We start from the raw sequence: 18640 nt of genomic DNA on the forward strand, positions 1-18640 counted from the left end.
AAGCCGCAAAAATATCTATTAGTTAGTAAATCGGAACTCTTAGTAGATCGGAACCCTTCGCACCTGCCAAAAAGCACGGCGCCAATAAGGATTAGCCAAACTTGAAATCATCACCCCCTGCGACGTGGAGGCGTGAAGAAACTCGGCATTACCGAGATATATCCCGACATGCCTCAGGCGCCGGCCTGTTTTAAAAAACACCAAGTCACCTTCTTTCGCATCAGCCAACGGGATCCACCGCCCCATTCTCACCTGCTCCCCTGTCGTTCTCGGCAGTATCTTGTTAAACACATCATAATAACCCACCTGGACAAACGCCGAGCAGTCAATGCCACGCCTGCTCTTTCCGCCCAAGCGATAAGGTGTCCCCTTCCAGCTTTCGTACACCCGGTTAAATGTCGGGGCCGGAGGTGCAACAATTACAGGTACTACATGCACCTGAGGGCGATTCAGCGTTTCGGCCTTAGCCGTCTCAGCGGGCTCCCCATCCAACACAGAATTAGAGCTACAACCAGAGAAAACGACCAGCGACAAAATAACAATCAAAAATTTAGAATAAATATTCACAGCGCAATGTTATTAGATACTGCCGAAATCTGACGAAAAACCTGCGAAATATCCCGCAACTTTCCGTTGTAATCAGCATTTATTAGTTTCACTATAGGTTATACCATTCCACAGTTTTGAACAGAGGCACTACCGAATCCTGACATTAATTGTTATAAAAACCGCCAACTTGACCTCCAGCCATAACAGGGAAGATGTAGTTCCATGAATATTTATCCACTCAGGGCATTTATCAGTGATGATATCCACGCGGTTGCCAACATCTATCACCAGGCAGCGTCTGTGCTTGGACAGCAACATTACTCCCCTGAACAAGTATCAATCTGGGCCGACTACCCTCATGCACACTTTGATGAATTTGAAGCACTCGTCTCCCAAGGGCATACTTTGGTTGCGGTTGACAGCCGCAACCAGCCGATTGCTTTTGGCCAGCTTCATCCTGAAAACCACCTTACCTTGCTCTATGTCTTGCCGGAGTATTCCCGCCAGGGGTTGGGAAAACAGCTATACACAGCTCTTGAGGCGATAGCCTCGGCAAATGAGCAAACCAGCCTGAGCGTAACAGCAAGCAAAGTGTCGATAGGCCTATTTGAACAACTCGGATTCGAGCTGATAGAAAAAGAAGTGTCGCTCAGAAATAACGTGCCTTTCGAACGCTATAACATGGTTAAAGTACTCAATCCGTAAACGGCAGATAAAAAAAGAGGCGAAGCTCATGGCTCGCCTCAAAAACTCCACACAACAGAAGAGATTTCGCACAGCAGACCCAGCAATTTTAGACAGGACTGGTCATACCGTGCCAAAACCACGCTCTTTATCTCTTGAATTTTAAAGACTTTCCAGCACTTTCTTGACTCATATTACCCCATGCGATTGACTTCACACCCTGTCTGCTTATTTACATCCATTTGTCTGCTTTTATGCGCTTTTAAGTGTTAATTAACGATAAAACTATCAACTGAAATTGCGAACTTAATACGCTTCAGACAAACCTATATTTGAAATAAAAATGTTCTCTAAGCATGTCTGAATCATTTATCTTTTGTCTGAATTCCTGTATTTTTTGTAGATCTGTTTCTAAAGCTCCTCTGACCTCTTCTGTGTAATCTCAACAGCGTCAGACAGAGTACTAACAATACAAAGGAGTGATTGTGCTTTCTGTTATCCGCCTGTTTTTAGGGGCGATCTTCATCATTTGTACCACGCTTTTTGCTTTGGTTTACTGCTTGCTGAGTCCACGTGATCCTAAACACGTACACTTTTTCTGCCGCGGGTTCGATCAACTCCATAAACTGGTTGGGGTTGAGCTGATTAAGCGAGGCAAAGAAAATGTCACTCAGATTGGAAACAGTGTCTATATCTCTAACCACCAGAATATTTTCGACTTTGTTACTTCACCGGGAATGCTTGAGCCGCGAACTGTCTCAATCGGCAAAAAAAGTCTGTTGTGGATCCCGTTCTTCGGCCAGCTCTACTGGATCACAGGTAACATACTGCTCGACCGAGAGAACAAGTCGAAAGCACGAAGCACGATTCAACAGGTTGCCGAGGCTATCCACAGCCGTAACCTGTCTGTTTGGATGTACCCTGAAGGGACACGAAGCAAAGGACGCGGACTGTTACCCTTTAAAACAGGTGCTTTCCGCATGGCCATTGAGGCCGGGGTGCCGGTTGTGCCGATGTGCGTCAGCTCAACCCACAACAAAATTTCACTGAATCGACGTGATAACGGTATCGTTATTACCGAAATGCTTGAGCCCATTGATGTCTCGCAATATGAAATGAAAGATGCCCGTAAGTTGGCTGATCACTGTCATCAGATTATGGAGAAGAAGATTGCCGAGCTGGACGCCGAGGTGGCCCGTTTGGAGCTCGCCCGCGAGCAGGTAGAAGTAAAACCAAGCTAAGCTATTTATCTATCTAAAAAGAATAAAAAAAGAGCATCACAGATGCTCTTTTTTTATAGGAAACGAGTGAATGTCTCTAGCTAGCCAGTAAGTCAAACGCCTGGCGCAGCGGATCACTGTTTAGGATCCGTCCATGCCCCAACCCCTCTGTTGCCAGCAGCTTCACATGATCATACCGCTCCGCCTGCTTGGAGTGTGCAAACGAAGCAAAACGATCGGCCTTGTCATGAACGATCACCGCTGAACCAAGGCGGGCCTTCAGTCTTTGTAGCGGATCTATCGAGTCCAGCGCATATTGGTATGTGTCGGCGATTTCACCGACAACCTCATCAAATAGCTTCATCGAATAGCCAGAACGCCTAACGGTGCTGACGAGGTTTTCTGTATAGTTGAGCACCGGTGCCACCAGCAGTACAGGCTTTCCCTCCAGCAATGCATGGCGGCTCTCCAGAACCATTGCCCCGCCCATGCTGTGTGCGATAACGCCAGCAATGCTGGCTTGCTGATCCAGCACTCCGTCAAACGCTTTCACAAAGCCAGGCAGATGCCCGTAACGGCCTTCACTCTCACCATGTGCCGGATTATCGAATGCCAGTGCGGTATAACCCGCCGCGGCAATATGCTCCATCAGAGAGAAAAACTGGCTTGATGAGCCTGACCAGCCATGGCCGAGGATCCAGGTCGGCCCTTCACCCAGCTGATAAGTCATGATCTTACCCTCCGAAGTTTCAATCTGACATCGGACTAAACCGGCTGGTTCTTCAATCGAGCGCTTGCTCCGATCCGGCGTCAACAGCAAATTCTTCGCGACTTTTCTGGCGTGGCCCGGGGCGATAGTGTGATGCAGACGTGTTGTTAGGTTAATCATACTTCGGCGAAGATCAAACCCTTTGCCCTGCCTAAAATATATCTTGCTGCTCATTGAGCCTCCAAAAAGTACGGTCGTGCTTTTTTAGTTTAAACAAAAACTAATCGTAACTGTGATTATTACACTCGCCACTCGTTCAGTAACTCTTCAATACCAAGCCAGAACCGCTGATGTTCATCGGTTTCCAGCGACAAGGAACGAAACAAATGACTGCTCAGATAGACGCCATAGAGACGGTATACAAATTGCCAGGTATCAAGCTCCGGTTTCAGCTCACCGTTTTGCTTCGCTTTTTCTACCTGTAGGCATAAATAGTCCAGCCAACGACGGGTGATAACCGCCAAGGCCTGCCGAACAGGGCTGTCAGCATCACTACTGTCTCTCCAGGCATCAAGAAACATGCAACTACCCTGAAAAGACTGATTCCACTCTAGCCAGTTCTGCAGCAATAACCGCAGCTTCTTTTCTATGGTCTCAGGCTCAGCAACCCGTGCCGGCTGAATAACCCGCTCAGTAAAATACTCACCGGTATATTCCAGCACCGCAATCTGTAGGTTCTCTTTCGAGTTAAAATGAGAAAAGAGGCCGCTTTTCGACATCCCTGATGCTTTCGCCAACTGACCTATTGTCAGACTGTCCAATCCGTCTTTACTGGCCAAGCTAAAAGCGGTTTGTAAAATGTGGTCTCGAGTAACGCGGCCTTTGCTCATTTTCTTCTCAATAACTAGCGTTTTATCCTTTTTAGCACGATCGTACTTTTTAATGCAATGTATATTTTGTTCTTCTACCCTCGTCCATTTACCGTGTCAGTAAACGTCTGCCGTTAACGTTCAGCAAATCTGAACAGACTGTCAATCATAATAGGGCAATCCCCTACCTGATGAACGACATCTTCTGCCTGCTTCAATGAGTCATAGCTACACGGAATTCCATAAGTGTCAGTAATAGGGTAATCATTTCCCTCAGAGTCTCTGAAGTTAATACTCCAGCCAGCACTTAGAAAATCATGCACTATACGAGCTTCAACGAGCGTATGCTCTGCCATCATTTGGCGACATTCAGAAAGCACCATAACAACACCCTCATGTTTGATGACTCTCTGTAAATATAGATGATATCTCTACCAGTAATAATCCCAATCTGTAACTATATTGCGCTCGCGCAAATACAACAAAGCCGTATCAATAAGATACGGCTTTTCAATGATGCACAATGGAGCCTGATGCTACATCACAAATGCATTACAGGTAGAGCTTGGCTACATCTGAAGGCTCTTGTTCGGCACCTTCCAGCTCGGCATTCCAGTTCAACCCAACCAGCACGCCATCTTCCGCCAAAGTGATCATCCAGTCCTCGACAAAAACATCCAATGGGATCATTGTGGCAGTAAACTCTTCCCACTCGTCAGCACAATGAAGTTTTGCATCTTCTTCGTTCGACCAAAAAGGCATTACTTCAGAGTCTTCAAACTCACTAGATGCAACAGATAGCCAGTCACCTTCTTCGTTACAAAGCCCCCAAACTACCTGGGTCTCTTTCGTTTCGGCAACAAATAGCGCGCAGTTCGCTTGAATATCTGCGGTTAGCTTAGTCATTCTATTCTCTCTTATCATTGGCCTGGTGGCTTACAGTCACGTCAAACGCATAATACAAGTTATTATCAAGCGCCTGATGTCCACTAATAATACCAAACTTATAACCACTCGCGTGATTAAAATCTTATCAATACAGGCATTACGGGCAGCTAGATCATATCCGGTCATCTATATTCTAATAATTGGGCGAATATCGATGTTCGCAATCGTTAGACTTTACTCGTCAGTGTAATCCGTAGTCGAAGAGGGTATGGGCATGGCAACTGTTGATTGGCTGGATTACCTAAGTAACCAAAAGCTGTTACCCCCTCGCGCTCACCTTATCGAAGCTCACCAGTTTTTGGGCAATGCCACCAAAGACCGGATAGCTGTTGACTGCGGCTGCGGAACAGGGCGAGATACGCTTTATCTGCTGGAACAAGATTATCAGGTCTATGCTTTTGATATTAATATAAAAAGTCTGGAAGCCCTGTCAGAGCACCCACTGGCCGCTTCAGCCCCTGCCCTGGATGTACAGCTAAGCAGTTTTTCAGACTATGAATTTCCCCGTACCCACCTGATCAATGCCAGTGCCTGCTTGTTTTTTTGCTCCCGTAACGAGTTTTACCAATTGTGGCCGAACATACAGCAAAGCCTGTACAGCGGCGGTGTATTCTGCGGACATTTTCTCGGTATTGACGATAACTGCAACCATGAAGATCTTCCGGTGCTGACCCATAGCAAAAACGAGCTAGAGCAGCTATTCTCATCCTTCTACGTCGTTTCATGGAAAGAGAAGCAAGAGTACTCAGCCCAGCTCACCGGCGAGCGGCGAGCCTGGCTTGTCCATACCATTATTGCGATGAAGAAATAATTTTACCGCAATCCATTTCACTAAGTTATTTGTCATATAAATTACTTTATTCAACGCAGTTTCAGTGACAAAATAGCCCTGATTTCTTCTTTTCTCTGTCCTTGATACCGTTGGAACATCTGTATGCGATCTCACCGTGCCGGAAATGCGTTAGCTGCTTTTTCATTTGTGCTCTGGGGCATCTTGCCGCTGTATTACCAATTTCTTCCTCAGGCTAATATTGATGAACTACTTGCCATGAGGATCATTTTCTCGGTACCAGTTATGCTGATTGTCATAGCCATTCTGAGACGCCCCTTTCCTTCCCTGCATACAATATGGGCAGATAAGCGTTCGTTGGTTGCCACGACCATTGCCGCAGCAATCATGTGTATATCATGGTATGCATTCACCTGGGCCATTACCCATGATCAGGTCCTTGCCGCAAGCCTGGGTTTCTTCATCAATCCATTGTTTGCCATCGCACTCGGCGTCCTTTTCCTCAAAGAGCGATTGTCACATGCTCAGTCAGCCGCAGTCGTCCTGGCTATCGCCGGAATTGGCTACCAAGTCTGGCACTACGGTGAACTGCCGTGGATCTCATTAATCATGGGGAGCTTTTTTGCCCTATACGGCTTATGTAAAAAATACATTCGCTATGATGCTCTGACTTCCGTTACGCTTGAAGCAGCTATCCTCGCCCCATTCGCCTTGTGCTTTATCATCACCCAGGGCATATCCGGCAGTAGCGTAGCCCTGTCATCAGGCTTATCGACACTGTTTCTATATATCGGATCGGCTCCTGTCACACTGGCACCACTGATTTTCTTTGCCTTGGCTATCAACCGTACCAGCCTAACGATGGTCGGTTTAATGCAGTACATAGAGCCAACGCTACAATTTCTGCTTGCCGTATTCCTGTTCGGAGAGGTTTTTGATGAGGTCAAAGCCATTAGCTTTAGCCTGATTTGGCTCGGTTTGTTTCTGTGCACGCTAGAAGCTTTACAGGGCATTTATAAAAATAAGTATGTTCATGCCGAGCAAACCGGCGTATAACGAACGCGCTAGCCTATAGCCTTTGCAAGTTCACGTGAAACGTCAGCTAAGGCTCGCTATCGCATCTGATACCAAAGAGAACACTATGACATCCGAGATAAAAACGCTTCAGCAACAGTTGGCAAAGTTTACGGAAGACCGAAACTGGGAGCAGTTTCACTCACCCAAAAACCTAGCCATGGCATTGAGCGGCGAAGTGGGCGAACTAACTGAAATTTTCCAGTGGTTAAGCCCCGAGCAAAGTGAACACCTGCCAGATGCCAAGAAAGCACACCTTGAAGAAGAGATGGCCGATGTACTGATGTATTTGCTCCGACTGGCAGACAAATGCGACATCGACCTTATGGCGGCTTGTCAGAACAAGCTGATCAAGAACGAGCAAAAATACCCTGTCGACAAGTGTTTCGGCAACGCTAAGAAGTACAACGAGCTCTAGGATCTCACCATCGAGTCTGCTCTCAATTCTGCTTAAAATGAGTTGCTTACATCATATAAGGAACCATACTCGTAATATGGCATTATAAGAAAAATCCATACCAAAGGAGCTGAGATGGATATCCACGAAGTTTTTAACGACAGTTATGCAAGGTGCAGCCAGCATCCTCACTTCTTTGATATTTTCTATAATCTCTTTTGCCAGAAAGACGACAGGTTCCGAGAGATGTTTGCCGGTGTCGATATGCAAAAGCAGATATCAATGCTTAAAGCTTCAATTGTGATCATTTTGCTGGCTCCCGTCTCTGACTCAGCCAGGAAGTCCGTAAGATTTTTTGGCAAGCGTCACGGCCCTCAAGGAGTGGGGGTCAGCCCGCTGGATTACGAAACCTGGCTTGATTGTCTGTTGGAGACCGTCAATCAGTGTGATCCCAACTATACTTTTGAAGTCGATCTGGCATGGCGAGAATGCTTCAGGCTGGGTCTTGAGATCATGAAAGAAGAGTGTGAAACATGACGGGTATCAGTGATACCAACCGACTTAGGCTGCTCCTTATCATTGCCATAACCCTTGCGATACTTGCCTTTTATTTCTCACCTATAACCCAAAGCCGAAACTTTTATGATTATGCCGATCAACGCGCCTTCTTGGGGCTGCCCAACTTCTTAAATGTAATCTCAAACCTCCCTTTCCTGATAGTCGGTATCCTGGGCCTGAAACAATTTCACACCCATCACCTTAATGAAGTTGAACAAAGCATCCGTTTTCTCTATCCAAGCTTCTTTATCGGATTAATCGCCGCTTTTTTCGGCTCCAGCTATTATCACCTTGAACCCAATGCTTTTACCCTGATGGTGGATCGTATTCCTATCACGATCGCCTTTATTTCCCTGTACTGTATTGTACTTAGCGAATATATAAAGCCAGCCATCGGAAGACGTTTGTTCATTCCAGCAGCAATATACGGTGCCCTCTCCGTCGTCTATTGGTATGCGACTGATGTTATCAGCGGTAGGGGAGACTTATCAGCCTATGTACTGGTACAGGTGATCCCCATCATTCACTTACCGCTGATAATAGGCTTGTTTACATCGCCTTTTAGTCACGGCAGATACTACCTATACGCACTATTGGCTTATGTGCTTGCTAAGTGGGCGGAGTCAAATGACGAACAGCTATATGCGCTGTTAGGCGGCTTCAGCGGTCATAGCGTCAAGCATCTGCTAGCCGCGCTCGGAGGATATATGATCTATCTGGGCTGGATAAAACGCGTGAAGAATACAGTATCAGGGAGCTAATGCCTGCTCCCTCAAACTTGCGCAAGGTTAAGAGTGGCGAGACTATTTTTCGCCGATTCCCCGGTGCTCTTTTTTAGCCAGGGTAATTTTGCCAAAACCCAGCTTCTTAAAATGGTTGTCTCTAAAATCTCTGACCGCCTTAGAGCCAGAAGATACAGCTTCTACTTGCTGCTCCATTCTTAGAAACTCAGTCAGATCAATACCTTCCGCAGCCGCAACGGCCTCATGGATAGAACGGTATTGATCATAAGAGAATGCCAGCTGTTTCTCTTGTTTCTTGTAGGTGTAGATAATGGTGCGTGACATAACGCCTCCGGCAGCAAAAAAATAGGTTGGGAATTTACCTTAACTCACCCGATGATGGAAGAGGGACGGCGATATTCAGCCAGTTTTCAGTATGAATCCGCATGGTTATAACTCCATTATCAAAGATTCATGCACTCCCTTTTCCCAAAGTTATACACAGAAACAGTGGATAACTCACATAATTCACACCGATTAGATCACAAAAAATTAACAATCAAGCTCATCTGATTGAAAATAGTGAATAACTTGATTGGCACTCCCCCGCCAAAGCAGCGATGGATCATGTTGTTCCTGGACAAACTTCCCGTCGACCAATGCGTCAATCAGGGCGACTACCTCACGCTGCGCGTCCGTTAACTCATCGAATACATAACCAGTCCATAGCCAAATATCTTTGCCAGCACATTCTTGCCGAACACGCTGAACAAGCTTTAACACCGCTTCAAGATTGGCCGGATGCAATGGATCACCGCCTGACAATGACAGCCCGCGGCGTTTGATTCGGGTATCGTTTAAGTCCGAGATGATCTGATCTTCCATCTCCTGGGTAAATGGGTGACCACAGTCCAGTCGCCAGGTATTTTTGTTATAACACCCACGGCATTGATGCTCGCAGCCGGAGACAAACAACGTACAGCGTGTCCCGGGGCCATTGACAACATCAACAGGATAATAGTTAAGGTAATTCATTATCTTTCTCGCCAAAAAAAGAAGTGCCACTCATGGCACTTCTGCATTCGTCGTCTTGAAACGCTTAGCCTCTTTCGGCTCCGCGGTTACATGTGCTTGACGCGACGCTTCACTTCTTCCTGCTTACCGAAGTTAAACGGACGTGCATCCGGACTTCCCAGGTAACCACATACGCGACGAGTTACGGAAACCTTCGACGGGTTATGGTTGCCACACTTCGGACAGGTAAAGCCTTTGCTGGTACAGTCAAATTCACCCATGAAGCCACATTCGTAGCATTCATCGATCGGCGTATTGGTGCCATAGTATGGAACGCGGCTGTAGCTGTAATCCCATACGTCTTCCAATGCCTCGACATTGTGCTGAATATTCGGGTATTCGCCGTAGCAGATAAATCCACCGCTGGTGATTTCCGGATACGGCATTTCGAAATCAATCTTGTCGTACGGGTTCACTTTCTTCTCAACATCCAAGTGGAAGCTATTTGTGTAGTAGCCCTTGTCAGTGACACCTTCTACAACACCAAACTCTTTGGCATCGATGGCACAGAATCGGCTGCATAGGTTCTCGCTCGGAGTACTGTAGAGGCTAAAGCCATAACCCGTTTCTTGTTTCCAGCGGTTCGTAGCTTGTTTCAGGTGCTGAACAATGGCGATGGCTTTTTCACGCAGTTCCTGGCTGTCAAATACGTGCGTTTCCGTTCCGTAAAGGGCATTAATCGCCTCATGAATACCGATGTAGCCCAGAGAGATCGATGCACGGCCGTTCTTGAAAATTTCAGCAACATTATCATCCGGCTGCAGTCGTACTCCACATGCCCCTTCCATATAAAGAATTGGCGCAACACGTGCCTTCACGCCTTCAAGACGGCTAATACGGGTTTCCAGAGCACGTCGTGCCAATGCCAGTCTGTCGTCTAGCAGGCTATAGAAGCGCGCTTCGTCACCATTGGCCATCAGGGCAATACGCGGCAGGTTCAAGCTAACAACACCCAGGTTGTTTCGGCCCTCATGAACAAGCTCACCGTTCTCCTCGTAGGCATCGAGGAAACTACGACAACCCATCGGAGTTTTGAATGACCCAGTCACTTCAACGACCTTGTCATAATTCAGGATATCCGGGTACATGCGTTTTGACGCACACTCAAGCGCGAGCTTCTTGATGTCATAGTTCGCATCACCGGTTTTGTGGTTCAGCCCGTCTTTGATAGCAAACACCAGCTTAGGGAAGACCGCTGTTTTACGGTTTTTGCCCAGACCCTCAATACGGTTTTTCAGAATAGACTGCTGAATCATGCGAGATTCCCATGATGTACCCAAGCCAAAGCCAAAGGTCACAAACGGCGTCTGGCCGTTAGCAGTATGCAGCGTATTTACTTCATATTCCAAAGACTGGAACGCATCGAAACACTCTTTCTCGGTACGGGCCTTGGCAAAAGCTTCTGGCTCGTCAATGCCCCACTCCTGAGCGATCTCAAGGTGCTTGTTAAAACTGACTGTCACATAAGGAGCAAGCACTTCGTCGATACGGTTGATGGTGGTACCGCCATAGATATGACTGGCTACCTGGGCAATGATCTGCGCAGTAACCGCAGTGGCCGTCGAAATAGATTTCGGCGTATCAATTTCGGCATTCCCCATCTTGAAACCGTGCGTCAGCATGCCGTTTAGATCAATAAGCATGCAGTTGAACATCGGAAAGAATGGCGAATAGTCCAGATCATGGAAGTGAATATCACCCACTTCATGCGCCTTAACAATATCACGAGGCAATAAATGCTGCTTCGCATAGTGCTTAGCCACAATCCCAGCCAGAAGATCGCGCTGAGTCGGGATCACCTTGCTGTCTTTATTTGCATTTTCGTTTAGCAGAGAAGCATTGCTTTGCTCAATCAAGCCCCGGATTTCGCCGTTAAGCAGGCTTTTTTTCTCACGGGCGATATCGCGATCATGACGATATTCAATATAGGCACGAGCGACCGCCTTGTGCGGACCTACCATCAGGTGATTTTCGACCGCATCCTGAATGACGTGAATGTCGACTTCTTCAACAGACATAAACTGAGAGAGCACACCGTCAGCCACCGACGCAGCATACGCCTCGTTCATCGCTTCTACTGATTCGGCTGCGCTTAGCACCGCTTCTTTAATACGCTTGGTATTAAACGGTACACGGCATCCATCACGCTTAATCACAACAGGTTTCACACGGGGCTCCTACGAAAATGACACTGTCACTTAAACACAAAATATAGGGTCTAGTGATTGGGCTAATACAAGATGTGGTGTATTAGGCGAGAAATCCGAAAAACAAACATTGATCTAAATCAGTTTTATTAAAGGACAGTACAGGGAACAACCGATGATTTTGAGCTAGTGCCAAAAAATGAATGTAAGCTTTTTTCTCAGCCTTTTTGTCAACAAATTTATTGCTTTCAATGCCGCTTTTTTAAAAAAATAGTCCTTGCAAATCGACAAATTTGGCGGGCTGATTTTCTGCCTGACTGGATTGTCTCGTTACCCATTTCTGATCACCGTGTAACTAACAAGTATGACAACACCCTCTTCTTTATCGCTGCCTTCCAACATCACTCAAAATGCCAAAATAAACCTCGCTTGTTACCACCGCCGCCCCTCTAATCTTCATATCCGATAGTGACCTAGGTAAAACTCTTGCAGCGACAACTTATCAATATCGCCCTGACCATGATCTTAATGCAGCCTTCACTGGTCTACAGTGAAGAACCAGATCACAAGGTCAACCCGTATCCCCCTCTCAATATCGTCAGCTGGAATATGCAGTGGCTAAGCATCGGCAGTAATAAAGCGAGAATCACCCGGACGGCTCCCGACTATCATCAGCTTGCTGGAATTGTCAGAGAGCTTTCTCCCGATATTCTTGCCTTTCAGGAAGTGGACAGCGTTGATGCCATAGAAGCTATACTGCCTCCCGCCGGCTATAAGATCTTTCTCTCGGACAGGCGTCACTCTCCGACGGAAATATTCCGCGATATCAATCAGTACACCGGATTTGCCATCAGAAGTACGATTCCAGTTGATAACCCACAGGACCTCAGCTCGCTCAATGTCGGGAGCTATATCAAGGGCAAGACGAAACACGGGCACAGGGCAAGCACCGGGAAACTCAGATACGGTAGCTACATCGTTATCCACAAAGGAACCGATGCTGAGCTGCACTTACTGAATGTTCACCTGAAATCAGGTTGCTTTACACGAAAGTCGAAGAAAACCAGCAAGCCATGCCGTACCTTAAGACGTCAAGCTTCTGCCCTTGCTGGTTGGGTACAGCAACGTCAGGACAATAACGAACATTACATTGTGGTAGGGGATTTCAATCATCGACTAAACAGCCGACATCAATGGCTGTTAACAGCATTGAATCAGGCACTGTCATCTCCTGTCTATAATCTCACTGAGCATGTCGATGCTGCGTGTTTAGTGTCGTATCGCAAGCGTGACGGAAGCCGAACAAATCGCCTGTACCGCTCTCTTGTTGATCATGCCATCAGCTCTAATGCAATCGCCAGGGCTATCTCCACCAACGGGATGGTCTATCAGCACCGCTTTAACGCAGCTGAGGTAGAAAAATACCAATTGTCTGATCACTGCCCATTAGTCATCTCACTTCATAAGACAGGGTGATTTTTGAACAGTTCGATGTCGTTCATGAGATCATGATCGCTCTTTCATAAGAATGTCATTTAATCTTTGTAACGTAAGCTCTATAGATAGAGACCAACGACACATAAAGTGTGAGATAGATAATAGGACTAATATGGACGCGTTAAAACAATATACGTTTGTTGCGCCAACCGAAGATGAGCTCATGGTTGAGCAACCTGATACGCTATATCTCTCAGTTGACTGCGATGACGAGCAGGCCAATGACATAATTGTACTAGGCGAGTAGCTTGATATAGTGCAATAGACTTGAACAAACCATAAAAAAGCCCGATTTCTCGGGCTTTTTTTATGGTGCTTATTCTCGCGCATAACCATTATTGTAGTGCCTGACGTCTGGCACTATATTGTGCTTATTGAGCAATCGATACATGGTTGCCCTTGACACGCCAAGGTCCTTCGCGGCTGACGCGACCTGCCCTCTATGTGTTTCCAACACAGCGACCAAAACATCCTTCTCCGCCTCATCCTTAATGTTTCTCAAGCTTTGCTTAAGGTTCGCCTTACTGGGCAAATCAAAGTGCTCAGCCCGAACTTCATTGCCTTCCGCCAACAAGGCAGCACGCTTGACCTGGTTAATAAGCTCACGTACGTTGCCAGGCCAGCTGTAACGTAACAGTAATTGCTTGGAATCTTCGGAAAACGATGCCGCCATCGTACTGTATTCCCTGGCAAACTTGGTCAAGAAGGTTTCAGCCAGCAGGAAGATATCCGAACCACGCTCTCTCAGGGTCGGCACTTTGATGTGGAAAACATTCAGGCGATAGAACAGTTCCTTGCTAAAGTCTCCGTTAGCAACGGCAGCCTCTAAGTCCGCGCTAGAGGACGCAATGATGCGGGCATCGGAAGATGCGTCATCATCAAGCGACTCCCCTGCCGGGATCTGGAGATACGTGAGGAGTTCATCTTGAAGTTCTTTGGACAGCTCTTCGACATTGTCCAACAAAATAGTACCGTTGAACTGGGAACCATCTTCGTTGGTATAACTGCCGTCAAGAAAAGCTATCTTCTCGTCATCTCTGGTTAACGAACCGCAATTAACAATCACAAAAGGGGCATTCTTTCGCTTAGACAGATTATGGATTGATTTTGCTATCAACTCTTTGCCGGTACCGTTTTCGCCGGTCAGAAAAACGTTAACTTCAGTTAACGCCACACGACGAACCATGTCTCTTAACTGTTTGATAGACTTAGAGTCACCAAATAGTCCCATATCATGTTGAGACGTTATCTCGACCCACGAACTTGATTCAATATCGAGCATACCCAGTTGATGGCCAACGGTATCAAGTAAGTGGCTGCCCGGAATAGGCACAGAGAAATAGTCGACACAAAAGTTATTAATAAACTGACAAATCGCATCAGTTTTTAATTGCTCTTTTTTGATAATCGCAATCCATTTCACTTGTTTGGTTTTATTTGCCCTCAAAGAAATGCTGTTTAAGCTAAAATCATTATTGCTTAAGTCAACAATACAAATGCATGGGCTGAACTCTTCCAGGATTGAGTCAGCCGTCCGTAGGTCATAGCAGCAATGGGTTTTCCAACCTGATTGTTCAAGAAGCGCAATCCAAGGTTCATAGTTACATCCAATTGCAACCAGTCGACCATTAATTGATTTATTTTGACATTGAGCCACCATCGAAGTCACCTTCTATCAATGTGCATATTATTATTGATGTCTTAAAAATATAGGCAATAAACGACAGTTTTGCAGGGTATCAGTTGTAAGAAATGTATTGAAAAGTTATTACTTCATAGTATTGCGAAAAAGAGTCAATATTAATCAACAAGTTATTAATAATAAAAACGGCACTTAAGTATAAGTTTCTGTATTCATATCAACTAATGAACAACAAAAAAGGTACAGCTTTTATACTGTACCTTCCTAAATGACAAATTATTACTATGAAAGCGGTTTAATAACCATTGTGAAGGATAGAGTTCTCAAGTCTATTCCTATAAATGGATTGCTGAATGAACCCATTAACATCAGCTTCGATATCCATAATCATCTGGGTATTTATTCTCGTACCGTCATTTGAATTTTGAATAATAAAGCCTGTACTATTAGGACTTGTACTCGATGTATTAATATTATTATCACCTATATCAATTACATATAGAGGATCTTGAAAATCTATAGGTTCTCCACCTGACGGGTTAACTAATTTGCCATTGTTAATGGTAAAGTCTGCAATACGCGTTGTCAGAACTTCTTCTCCATTAATTGCCGTACTCATCGTCAAACCAATATTTATGATATTGTCATTTATAGAGACAAAACCACCTCGTATAGATGACATATCACTATCAGATAATGATGTTAGCCCTAGCTCATCAATAGAAGGGAAGCTGATAGAAGCATTAGCCATAATAGCTGCACCTCCTATCGTCGATGCGACGAATATACGAGTGAATTTATTCATACTAGCCTCTAATAATCGTTTGCACCAGGTAGTGTAATACTAAACGTTGCAAGTGAATCTCTAGCTATCGCCTCTGATGACGGCGATGGCGTATAGACGTTATAGTTTTCAGCAGTTATAAAGCTCTCGCGGCCCTTTACTGCTTGGTTTTTAACCAACAACACTGATCCTTTATAATAGGTCTTGAAGTCATCGATTGGCATTACAACAGTACCCCGTGATGGATCGCCAAGGATAACTTGATTACTATTCATTCCTTTAATAACAACAAAGTGCATATAACCATCAAAGTTGACGATAGTAATTGCAGGAATCCTTATTTTACTAAATTTATCGAGGGGAATATTGTAGCCATTCGCATCTAACCCTATCGAAACAAGGTAATTTTTCATATCTAACATAGAAAAGCCTTGCTTCTCTATTTTATCTTTATTCCCATGTTTGAACATATATTTGAAAACATCATTTTCTGATGTTTCAAGATCATAGTGGTAAGTAACTAGAGATGCGACAGCTGCAGAACCACAACTAAAATCATATTGCTGTCTGAAAACATCACCAAATAACTGCTCCTGGTAGCTTTTCACTTCAACATTATACGCCCCCCTATTAGGGAAATAGTCCAACGCATAAATACTACTACTCGCAAGTAGGCCAATGGTAAACAATATTGATCTAGTCATAACCTATGCCACTTTGGTTTCTCAGCCTTGATACCGCTATATCTCTATTCGAATAGGAATAAAAGATAGTACTTATTATGAATCAACAATTATCAAAACTAATAATTGCTGGCTAACAAGCAGTATTAAAGAAAGGGCCCTAAAGGCCCTTTATCCAGCCTAGTAATCACCACCTGGGCTTACTACGCCTCCACCTGTGCCAACAAGCGCTGCATTTGTAGCTGTTGTTTGCTGTACCATAGAGTTGTTACCGACGTTCTGACCTGCAATACTAATACCTGAAGCATCACCAAACGCTCTGTTCATGCTGTTGGTCTGCATCACGGTTACGTCTGAACCGTTTCTGCCCTTACAGCATGCACCACCATAGGTGACTTCCGCATCCATCACATGACCATATAGCTTAGAGTCAGCCAGATAGGTATTGATCTCTACATCAAGCTCTTTCTCTAATGAGTTATCAATATCTTTATTATAGGTTTCGGTTACCTTGTACAGATTCCCTACATTTTTGAGCTCTAGGACATCATTATCCTTGTTACCGACATTGCCGATGTAGATGTCTTTCGTTGCTGTAAGCTCTACATCTTTTGTAACATCCAGATTGCCGCTATCTTCAATGGTGATGTCACCATCGTGATCATAGTATCCATAACCACTATCATGGTCATCTGCAAGGGCCATCGGTGAAGCCACAAGTGCCGCAATCAGCATAATATTATTTTTACGCATGATATTACTCCAAAAATTATCAGTTCTTATTTTAATATCCGTGCATTTTGGTTATACCATCGCCTCTATTTATAATCCTAATATTAAGCGATGGTACAATCATATAACAAAAGAAGTATTGTTCTTTATCCTGCGAAACTAAACATTATTCCATTTTAGTTTTATGGGTCGCTGGCATATTTATAGATATGCCAGCATAGATAGACTAACAATTTACTTCAATGTCAGGTTAACCACGGTCGCATTCTGAATTAACACATTGTTACCAGAGTTCTGGACTACATTTAATACCCCTGATGCATTACTAAATGACCCTGAGTCAATAATATTGTCACCTGTTGTATTATTGTAAGCCCCATTACCTGCAACATCGCCATACATATCTGAACTTGCGTGAATATTATCAATCTTCAGCTCGTATTGACCGCCACGAGACTGCGTCATCATATCTTCACTCAATATTTCAGAGTTTGCTAGAATATCCAACTCATCTGCAATACCCCCACTAGAAAAAAGAGCAACTGCTATCAGTGTTAAATATCTCATGACTTCCTCCTGAAAGTTGATAAACAACCCTCAGTTATGTGTTATTGACTGGTTAACATTGCATTTGTGCTAGCACTTTGCTGAACCAACGAGTTATTACCCGCATTTTGACCAGCGATATTGATACCTGATGCGCCTGTAAATGCATCCTGCATGGTGTTACTTTGAGTGACATTCAATGTATGCTGAGCTGGGTCACCATAACCGTCACCATAGTAACCATGGCCATCACAGCAAGCGCCACCGTAAGTAACTTCACTATAAGTAACTGCACCGTCCAGGGTTGAAGTTGCCATATAATAGTTTTCTTCAATATCAATAGTGATGTGCTTACTGTTGTCATATTCACTATTATCAGTGAGTTCGTAAATATCTTTGTTATTTACGTCATACAGTAACATGTAGTCACTATCATCGTTATAGCTATCTTTAATAGAAACATCTTTTTCAAGTGTTACCGTTAGATTTTTTTCAACATCAGTATTGAATGAGTCGGTAATAGTTTTATCATTACCATCATGGTCTGAATCGTAACCAGAATCATAGCTTGAACCACCATATGGATCATGACCGTAATCATAAGGGTCATTTGCTAATGCTAGAGGTGAGCTAACAACTGCTACTAATAGTGCGATATGTGTTTTACGCATGATCCTACTCCAAATATAATGAGTTGTTATTTTTTATAATCACTCGCATGACTTCGCGAGATAACTTAATCATAGTTTTCGCCACTCGTACTTTTGTATTATTTTTAATAAACACACTGCTATTTGAATATAAGTTTTTTGCTTTAATCACCTTACTTTATAACGCCTTAAAGATAATAAATCGTCTCAACTTTAGAATGACAAATTTGATTTTTTGAGAAATTTTCTTACCTTTAATTAAAATAATAAAGTAACGTAAATATCTCAGTGATAAGACACTTATTTAAGATTCTCATGTGACAACTTTTTCTCATTTATACTACCCTTTTCTTATTAGCTTGTAT

At 44.4% G+C, this 18640-nt stretch carries 22 protein-coding genes; 9 read left to right on the forward strand and 13 right to left on the reverse strand.

The window, feature by feature from the left end; genetic code table 11:
• Positions 1 to 39: 39 nt before the first annotated feature.
• Positions 40 to 567 carry an NlpC/P60 family protein gene (locus tag L4D19_RS00570; protein WP_428450687.1) on the reverse strand — a complete coding sequence of 176 codons (528 nt, stop codon included), beginning with the start codon at positions 565 to 567 and terminating at the stop codon, positions 40 to 42.
• A 204-nt stretch (positions 568 to 771) separates the two neighbouring features.
• Between L4D19_RS00570 and L4D19_RS00575 the strand changes: the two genes are divergently transcribed.
• Positions 772 to 1254, forward strand: coding sequence for a GNAT family N-acetyltransferase (locus L4D19_RS00575; protein ID WP_428450688.1), 483 nt, complete (start codon positions 772 to 774; stop codon positions 1252 to 1254).
• A gap of 464 nt (positions 1255 to 1718) precedes the next feature.
• On the forward strand, positions 1719 to 2474 hold the full coding sequence (locus tag L4D19_RS00580; RefSeq protein WP_428450689.1) for a 1-acylglycerol-3-phosphate O-acyltransferase: 756 nt from the start codon (positions 1719 to 1721) through the stop codon (positions 2472 to 2474).
• Positions 2475 to 2550: 76 nt separating this feature from the next.
• On the opposite strand, the gene L4D19_RS00585 is transcribed toward L4D19_RS00580, so the two are convergent.
• The 3 genes from L4D19_RS00585 to L4D19_RS00595 form a co-directional block, all read right to left on the reverse strand.
• Complete coding sequence (locus L4D19_RS00585) at positions 2551 to 3396, reverse strand: alpha/beta hydrolase (RefSeq protein WP_428450690.1); 846 nt, start codon at positions 3394 to 3396, stop codon at positions 2551 to 2553.
• A 65-nt stretch (positions 3397 to 3461) separates the two neighbouring features.
• The gene (locus tag L4D19_RS00590; RefSeq protein WP_428450691.1) at positions 3462 to 4052 is read right to left on the reverse strand and encodes a TetR/AcrR family transcriptional regulator; all 591 of its coding nucleotides are present in this window, start codon (positions 4050 to 4052) and stop codon (positions 3462 to 3464) included.
• A 531-nt stretch (positions 4053 to 4583) separates the two neighbouring features.
• Positions 4584 to 4937, reverse strand: coding sequence for a DUF2750 domain-containing protein (locus tag L4D19_RS00595; protein WP_160653492.1), 354 nt, complete (start codon positions 4935 to 4937; stop codon positions 4584 to 4586).
• Positions 4938 to 5193: 256 nt separating this feature from the next.
• Here L4D19_RS00595 and L4D19_RS00600 point away from each other — a divergent pair, with 256 nt between their 5' ends.
• From L4D19_RS00600 to L4D19_RS00620, 5 genes are all read left to right on the forward strand, one after another.
• Positions 5194 to 5790, forward strand: coding sequence for a class I SAM-dependent methyltransferase (locus tag L4D19_RS00600; RefSeq protein ID WP_428450692.1), 597 nt, complete (start codon positions 5194 to 5196; stop codon positions 5788 to 5790).
• 123 nt (positions 5791 to 5913) lie between these two features.
• Positions 5914 to 6825 carry an EamA family transporter RarD gene (gene rarD, locus L4D19_RS00605; protein WP_428450693.1) on the forward strand — a complete coding sequence of 304 codons (912 nt, stop codon included), beginning with the start codon at positions 5914 to 5916 and terminating at the stop codon, positions 6823 to 6825.
• An 85-nt stretch (positions 6826 to 6910) separates the two neighbouring features.
• Complete coding sequence (locus L4D19_RS00610; RefSeq protein WP_428450694.1) at positions 6911 to 7261, forward strand: nucleotide pyrophosphohydrolase; 351 nt, start codon at positions 6911 to 6913, stop codon at positions 7259 to 7261.
• 114 nt (positions 7262 to 7375) lie between these two features.
• Entirely contained in the window at positions 7376 to 7777 is a 402-nt protein-coding gene (locus L4D19_RS00615; protein ID WP_428450695.1) for a globin family protein, read from the forward strand.
• A complete protein-coding gene (locus L4D19_RS00620; RefSeq protein ID WP_428450696.1) occupies positions 7774 to 8559 on the forward strand; it encodes a ceramidase domain-containing protein in 786 nt (261 codons plus the stop codon). The genes L4D19_RS00615 and L4D19_RS00620 overlap by 4 nt, the downstream gene beginning before the upstream one ends.
• A 42-nt stretch (positions 8560 to 8601) precedes the next feature.
• On the opposite strand, the gene L4D19_RS00625 is transcribed toward L4D19_RS00620, so the two are convergent.
• From L4D19_RS00625 to nrdD, 3 genes are all read right to left on the reverse strand, one after another.
• Positions 8602 to 8865, reverse strand: coding sequence for a DUF2960 domain-containing protein (locus L4D19_RS00625; RefSeq protein WP_160653509.1), 264 nt, complete (start codon positions 8863 to 8865; stop codon positions 8602 to 8604).
• Positions 8866 to 9072: 207 nt separating this feature from the next.
• Complete coding sequence (nrdG, locus tag L4D19_RS00630; protein WP_428450697.1) at positions 9073 to 9555, reverse strand: anaerobic ribonucleoside-triphosphate reductase-activating protein; 483 nt, start codon at positions 9553 to 9555, stop codon at positions 9073 to 9075.
• An 86-nt stretch (positions 9556 to 9641) separates the two neighbouring features.
• Positions 9642 to 11762 carry an anaerobic ribonucleoside-triphosphate reductase gene (nrdD, locus tag L4D19_RS00635; RefSeq protein ID WP_428450698.1) on the reverse strand — a complete coding sequence of 707 codons (2121 nt, stop codon included), beginning with the start codon at positions 11760 to 11762 and terminating at the stop codon, positions 9642 to 9644.
• A 465-nt stretch (positions 11763 to 12227) separates the two neighbouring features.
• Here nrdD and L4D19_RS00640 point away from each other — a divergent pair, with 465 nt between their 5' ends.
• Positions 12228 to 13217, forward strand: coding sequence for an endonuclease/exonuclease/phosphatase family protein (locus tag L4D19_RS00640; RefSeq protein WP_428450699.1), 990 nt, complete (start codon positions 12228 to 12230; stop codon positions 13215 to 13217).
• A gap of 133 nt (positions 13218 to 13350) precedes the next feature.
• Positions 13351 to 13485, forward strand: a complete 135-nt coding sequence (locus L4D19_RS00645) for a hypothetical protein (RefSeq protein WP_428450700.1) — start codon at positions 13351 to 13353, stop codon at positions 13483 to 13485.
• A 69-nt stretch (positions 13486 to 13554) separates the two neighbouring features.
• Here L4D19_RS00645 and L4D19_RS00650 read toward each other — a convergent pair whose 3' ends face one another.
• The 6 genes from L4D19_RS00650 to L4D19_RS00675 form a co-directional block, all read right to left on the reverse strand.
• Complete coding sequence (locus tag L4D19_RS00650; RefSeq protein WP_428450701.1) at positions 13555 to 14898, reverse strand: sigma-54-dependent transcriptional regulator; 1344 nt, start codon at positions 14896 to 14898, stop codon at positions 13555 to 13557.
• Between the two features lie 277 nt (positions 14899 to 15175).
• The gene (locus L4D19_RS00655) at positions 15176 to 15631 is read right to left on the reverse strand and encodes a hypothetical protein (RefSeq protein WP_428450702.1); all 456 of its coding nucleotides are present in this window, start codon (positions 15629 to 15631) and stop codon (positions 15176 to 15178) included.
• Positions 15632 to 15693: 62 nt separating this feature from the next.
• Positions 15694 to 16368, reverse strand: a complete 675-nt coding sequence (locus L4D19_RS00660; protein WP_428450703.1) for a C39 family peptidase — start codon at positions 16366 to 16368, stop codon at positions 15694 to 15696.
• A gap of 159 nt (positions 16369 to 16527) precedes the next feature.
• Positions 16528 to 17100, reverse strand: a complete 573-nt coding sequence (locus L4D19_RS00665) for a hypothetical protein (RefSeq protein ID WP_428450704.1) — start codon at positions 17098 to 17100, stop codon at positions 16528 to 16530.
• Positions 17101 to 17313: 213 nt separating this feature from the next.
• The gene (locus L4D19_RS00670) at positions 17314 to 17646 is read right to left on the reverse strand and encodes a carbon storage regulator (RefSeq protein WP_075767707.1); all 333 of its coding nucleotides are present in this window, start codon (positions 17644 to 17646) and stop codon (positions 17314 to 17316) included.
• Positions 17647 to 17687: 41 nt separating this feature from the next.
• Positions 17688 to 18296, reverse strand: a complete 609-nt coding sequence (locus L4D19_RS00675) for a hypothetical protein (protein WP_428450705.1) — start codon at positions 18294 to 18296, stop codon at positions 17688 to 17690.
• Positions 18297 to 18640: the final 344 nt, after the last annotated feature.

It is taken from the genome of Photobacterium kasasachensis (genome assembly GCF_050336885.1).
GTDB lineage: Bacteria > Pseudomonadota > Gammaproteobacteria > Enterobacterales > Vibrionaceae > Photobacterium > Photobacterium kasasachensis.

Excerpts from the sequence above, each read along its gene's own strand:
- rarD (WP_428450693.1), top strand. The coding sequence starts at position 5,914 with ATGCGATCTCACCGTGCCGGAAATGCGTTAGCTGCTTTTTCATTTGTG.
- L4D19_RS00665 (WP_428450704.1), bottom strand. The coding sequence starts at position 17,100 with ATGCGTAAAAATAATATTATGCTGATTGCGGCACTTGTGGCTTCACCG.
- L4D19_RS00650 (WP_428450701.1), bottom strand. The coding sequence starts at position 14,898 with ATGGTGGCTCAATGTCAAAATAAATCAATTAATGGTCGACTGGTTGCA.
- L4D19_RS00675 (WP_428450705.1), bottom strand. The coding sequence starts at position 18,296 with ATGCGTAAAACACATATCGCACTATTAGTAGCAGTTGTTAGCTCACCT.
- L4D19_RS00620 (WP_428450696.1), top strand. The coding sequence starts at position 7,774 with ATGACGGGTATCAGTGATACCAACCGACTTAGGCTGCTCCTTATCATT.
- L4D19_RS00595 (WP_160653492.1), bottom strand. The coding sequence starts at position 4,937 with ATGACTAAGCTAACCGCAGATATTCAAGCGAACTGCGCGCTATTTGTT.
- L4D19_RS00585 (WP_428450690.1), bottom strand. The coding sequence starts at position 3,396 with ATGAGCAGCAAGATATATTTTAGGCAGGGCAAAGGGTTTGATCTTCGC.
- nrdG (WP_428450697.1), bottom strand. The coding sequence starts at position 9,555 with ATGAATTACCTTAACTATTATCCTGTTGATGTTGTCAATGGCCCCGGG.
- L4D19_RS00615 (WP_428450695.1), top strand. The coding sequence starts at position 7,376 with ATGGATATCCACGAAGTTTTTAACGACAGTTATGCAAGGTGCAGCCAG.
- L4D19_RS00600 (WP_428450692.1), top strand. The coding sequence starts at position 5,194 with ATGGCAACTGTTGATTGGCTGGATTACCTAAGTAACCAAAAGCTGTTA.
- L4D19_RS00670 (WP_075767707.1), bottom strand. The coding sequence starts at position 17,646 with ATGAGATATTTAACACTGATAGCAGTTGCTCTTTTTTCTAGTGGGGGT.
- L4D19_RS00575 (WP_428450688.1), top strand. The coding sequence starts at position 772 with ATGAATATTTATCCACTCAGGGCATTTATCAGTGATGATATCCACGCG.
- L4D19_RS00610 (WP_428450694.1), top strand. The coding sequence starts at position 6,911 with ATGACATCCGAGATAAAAACGCTTCAGCAACAGTTGGCAAAGTTTACG.
- L4D19_RS00660 (WP_428450703.1), bottom strand. The coding sequence starts at position 16,368 with ATGACTAGATCAATATTGTTTACCATTGGCCTACTTGCGAGTAGTAGT.
- L4D19_RS00625 (WP_160653509.1), bottom strand. The coding sequence starts at position 8,865 with ATGTCACGCACCATTATCTACACCTACAAGAAACAAGAGAAACAGCTG.
- L4D19_RS00590 (WP_428450691.1), bottom strand. The coding sequence starts at position 4,052 with ATGAGCAAAGGCCGCGTTACTCGAGACCACATTTTACAAACCGCTTTT.
- L4D19_RS00645 (WP_428450700.1), top strand. The coding sequence starts at position 13,351 with ATGGACGCGTTAAAACAATATACGTTTGTTGCGCCAACCGAAGATGAG.
- L4D19_RS00655 (WP_428450702.1), bottom strand. The coding sequence starts at position 15,631 with ATGGCTAATGCTTCTATCAGCTTCCCTTCTATTGATGAGCTAGGGCTA.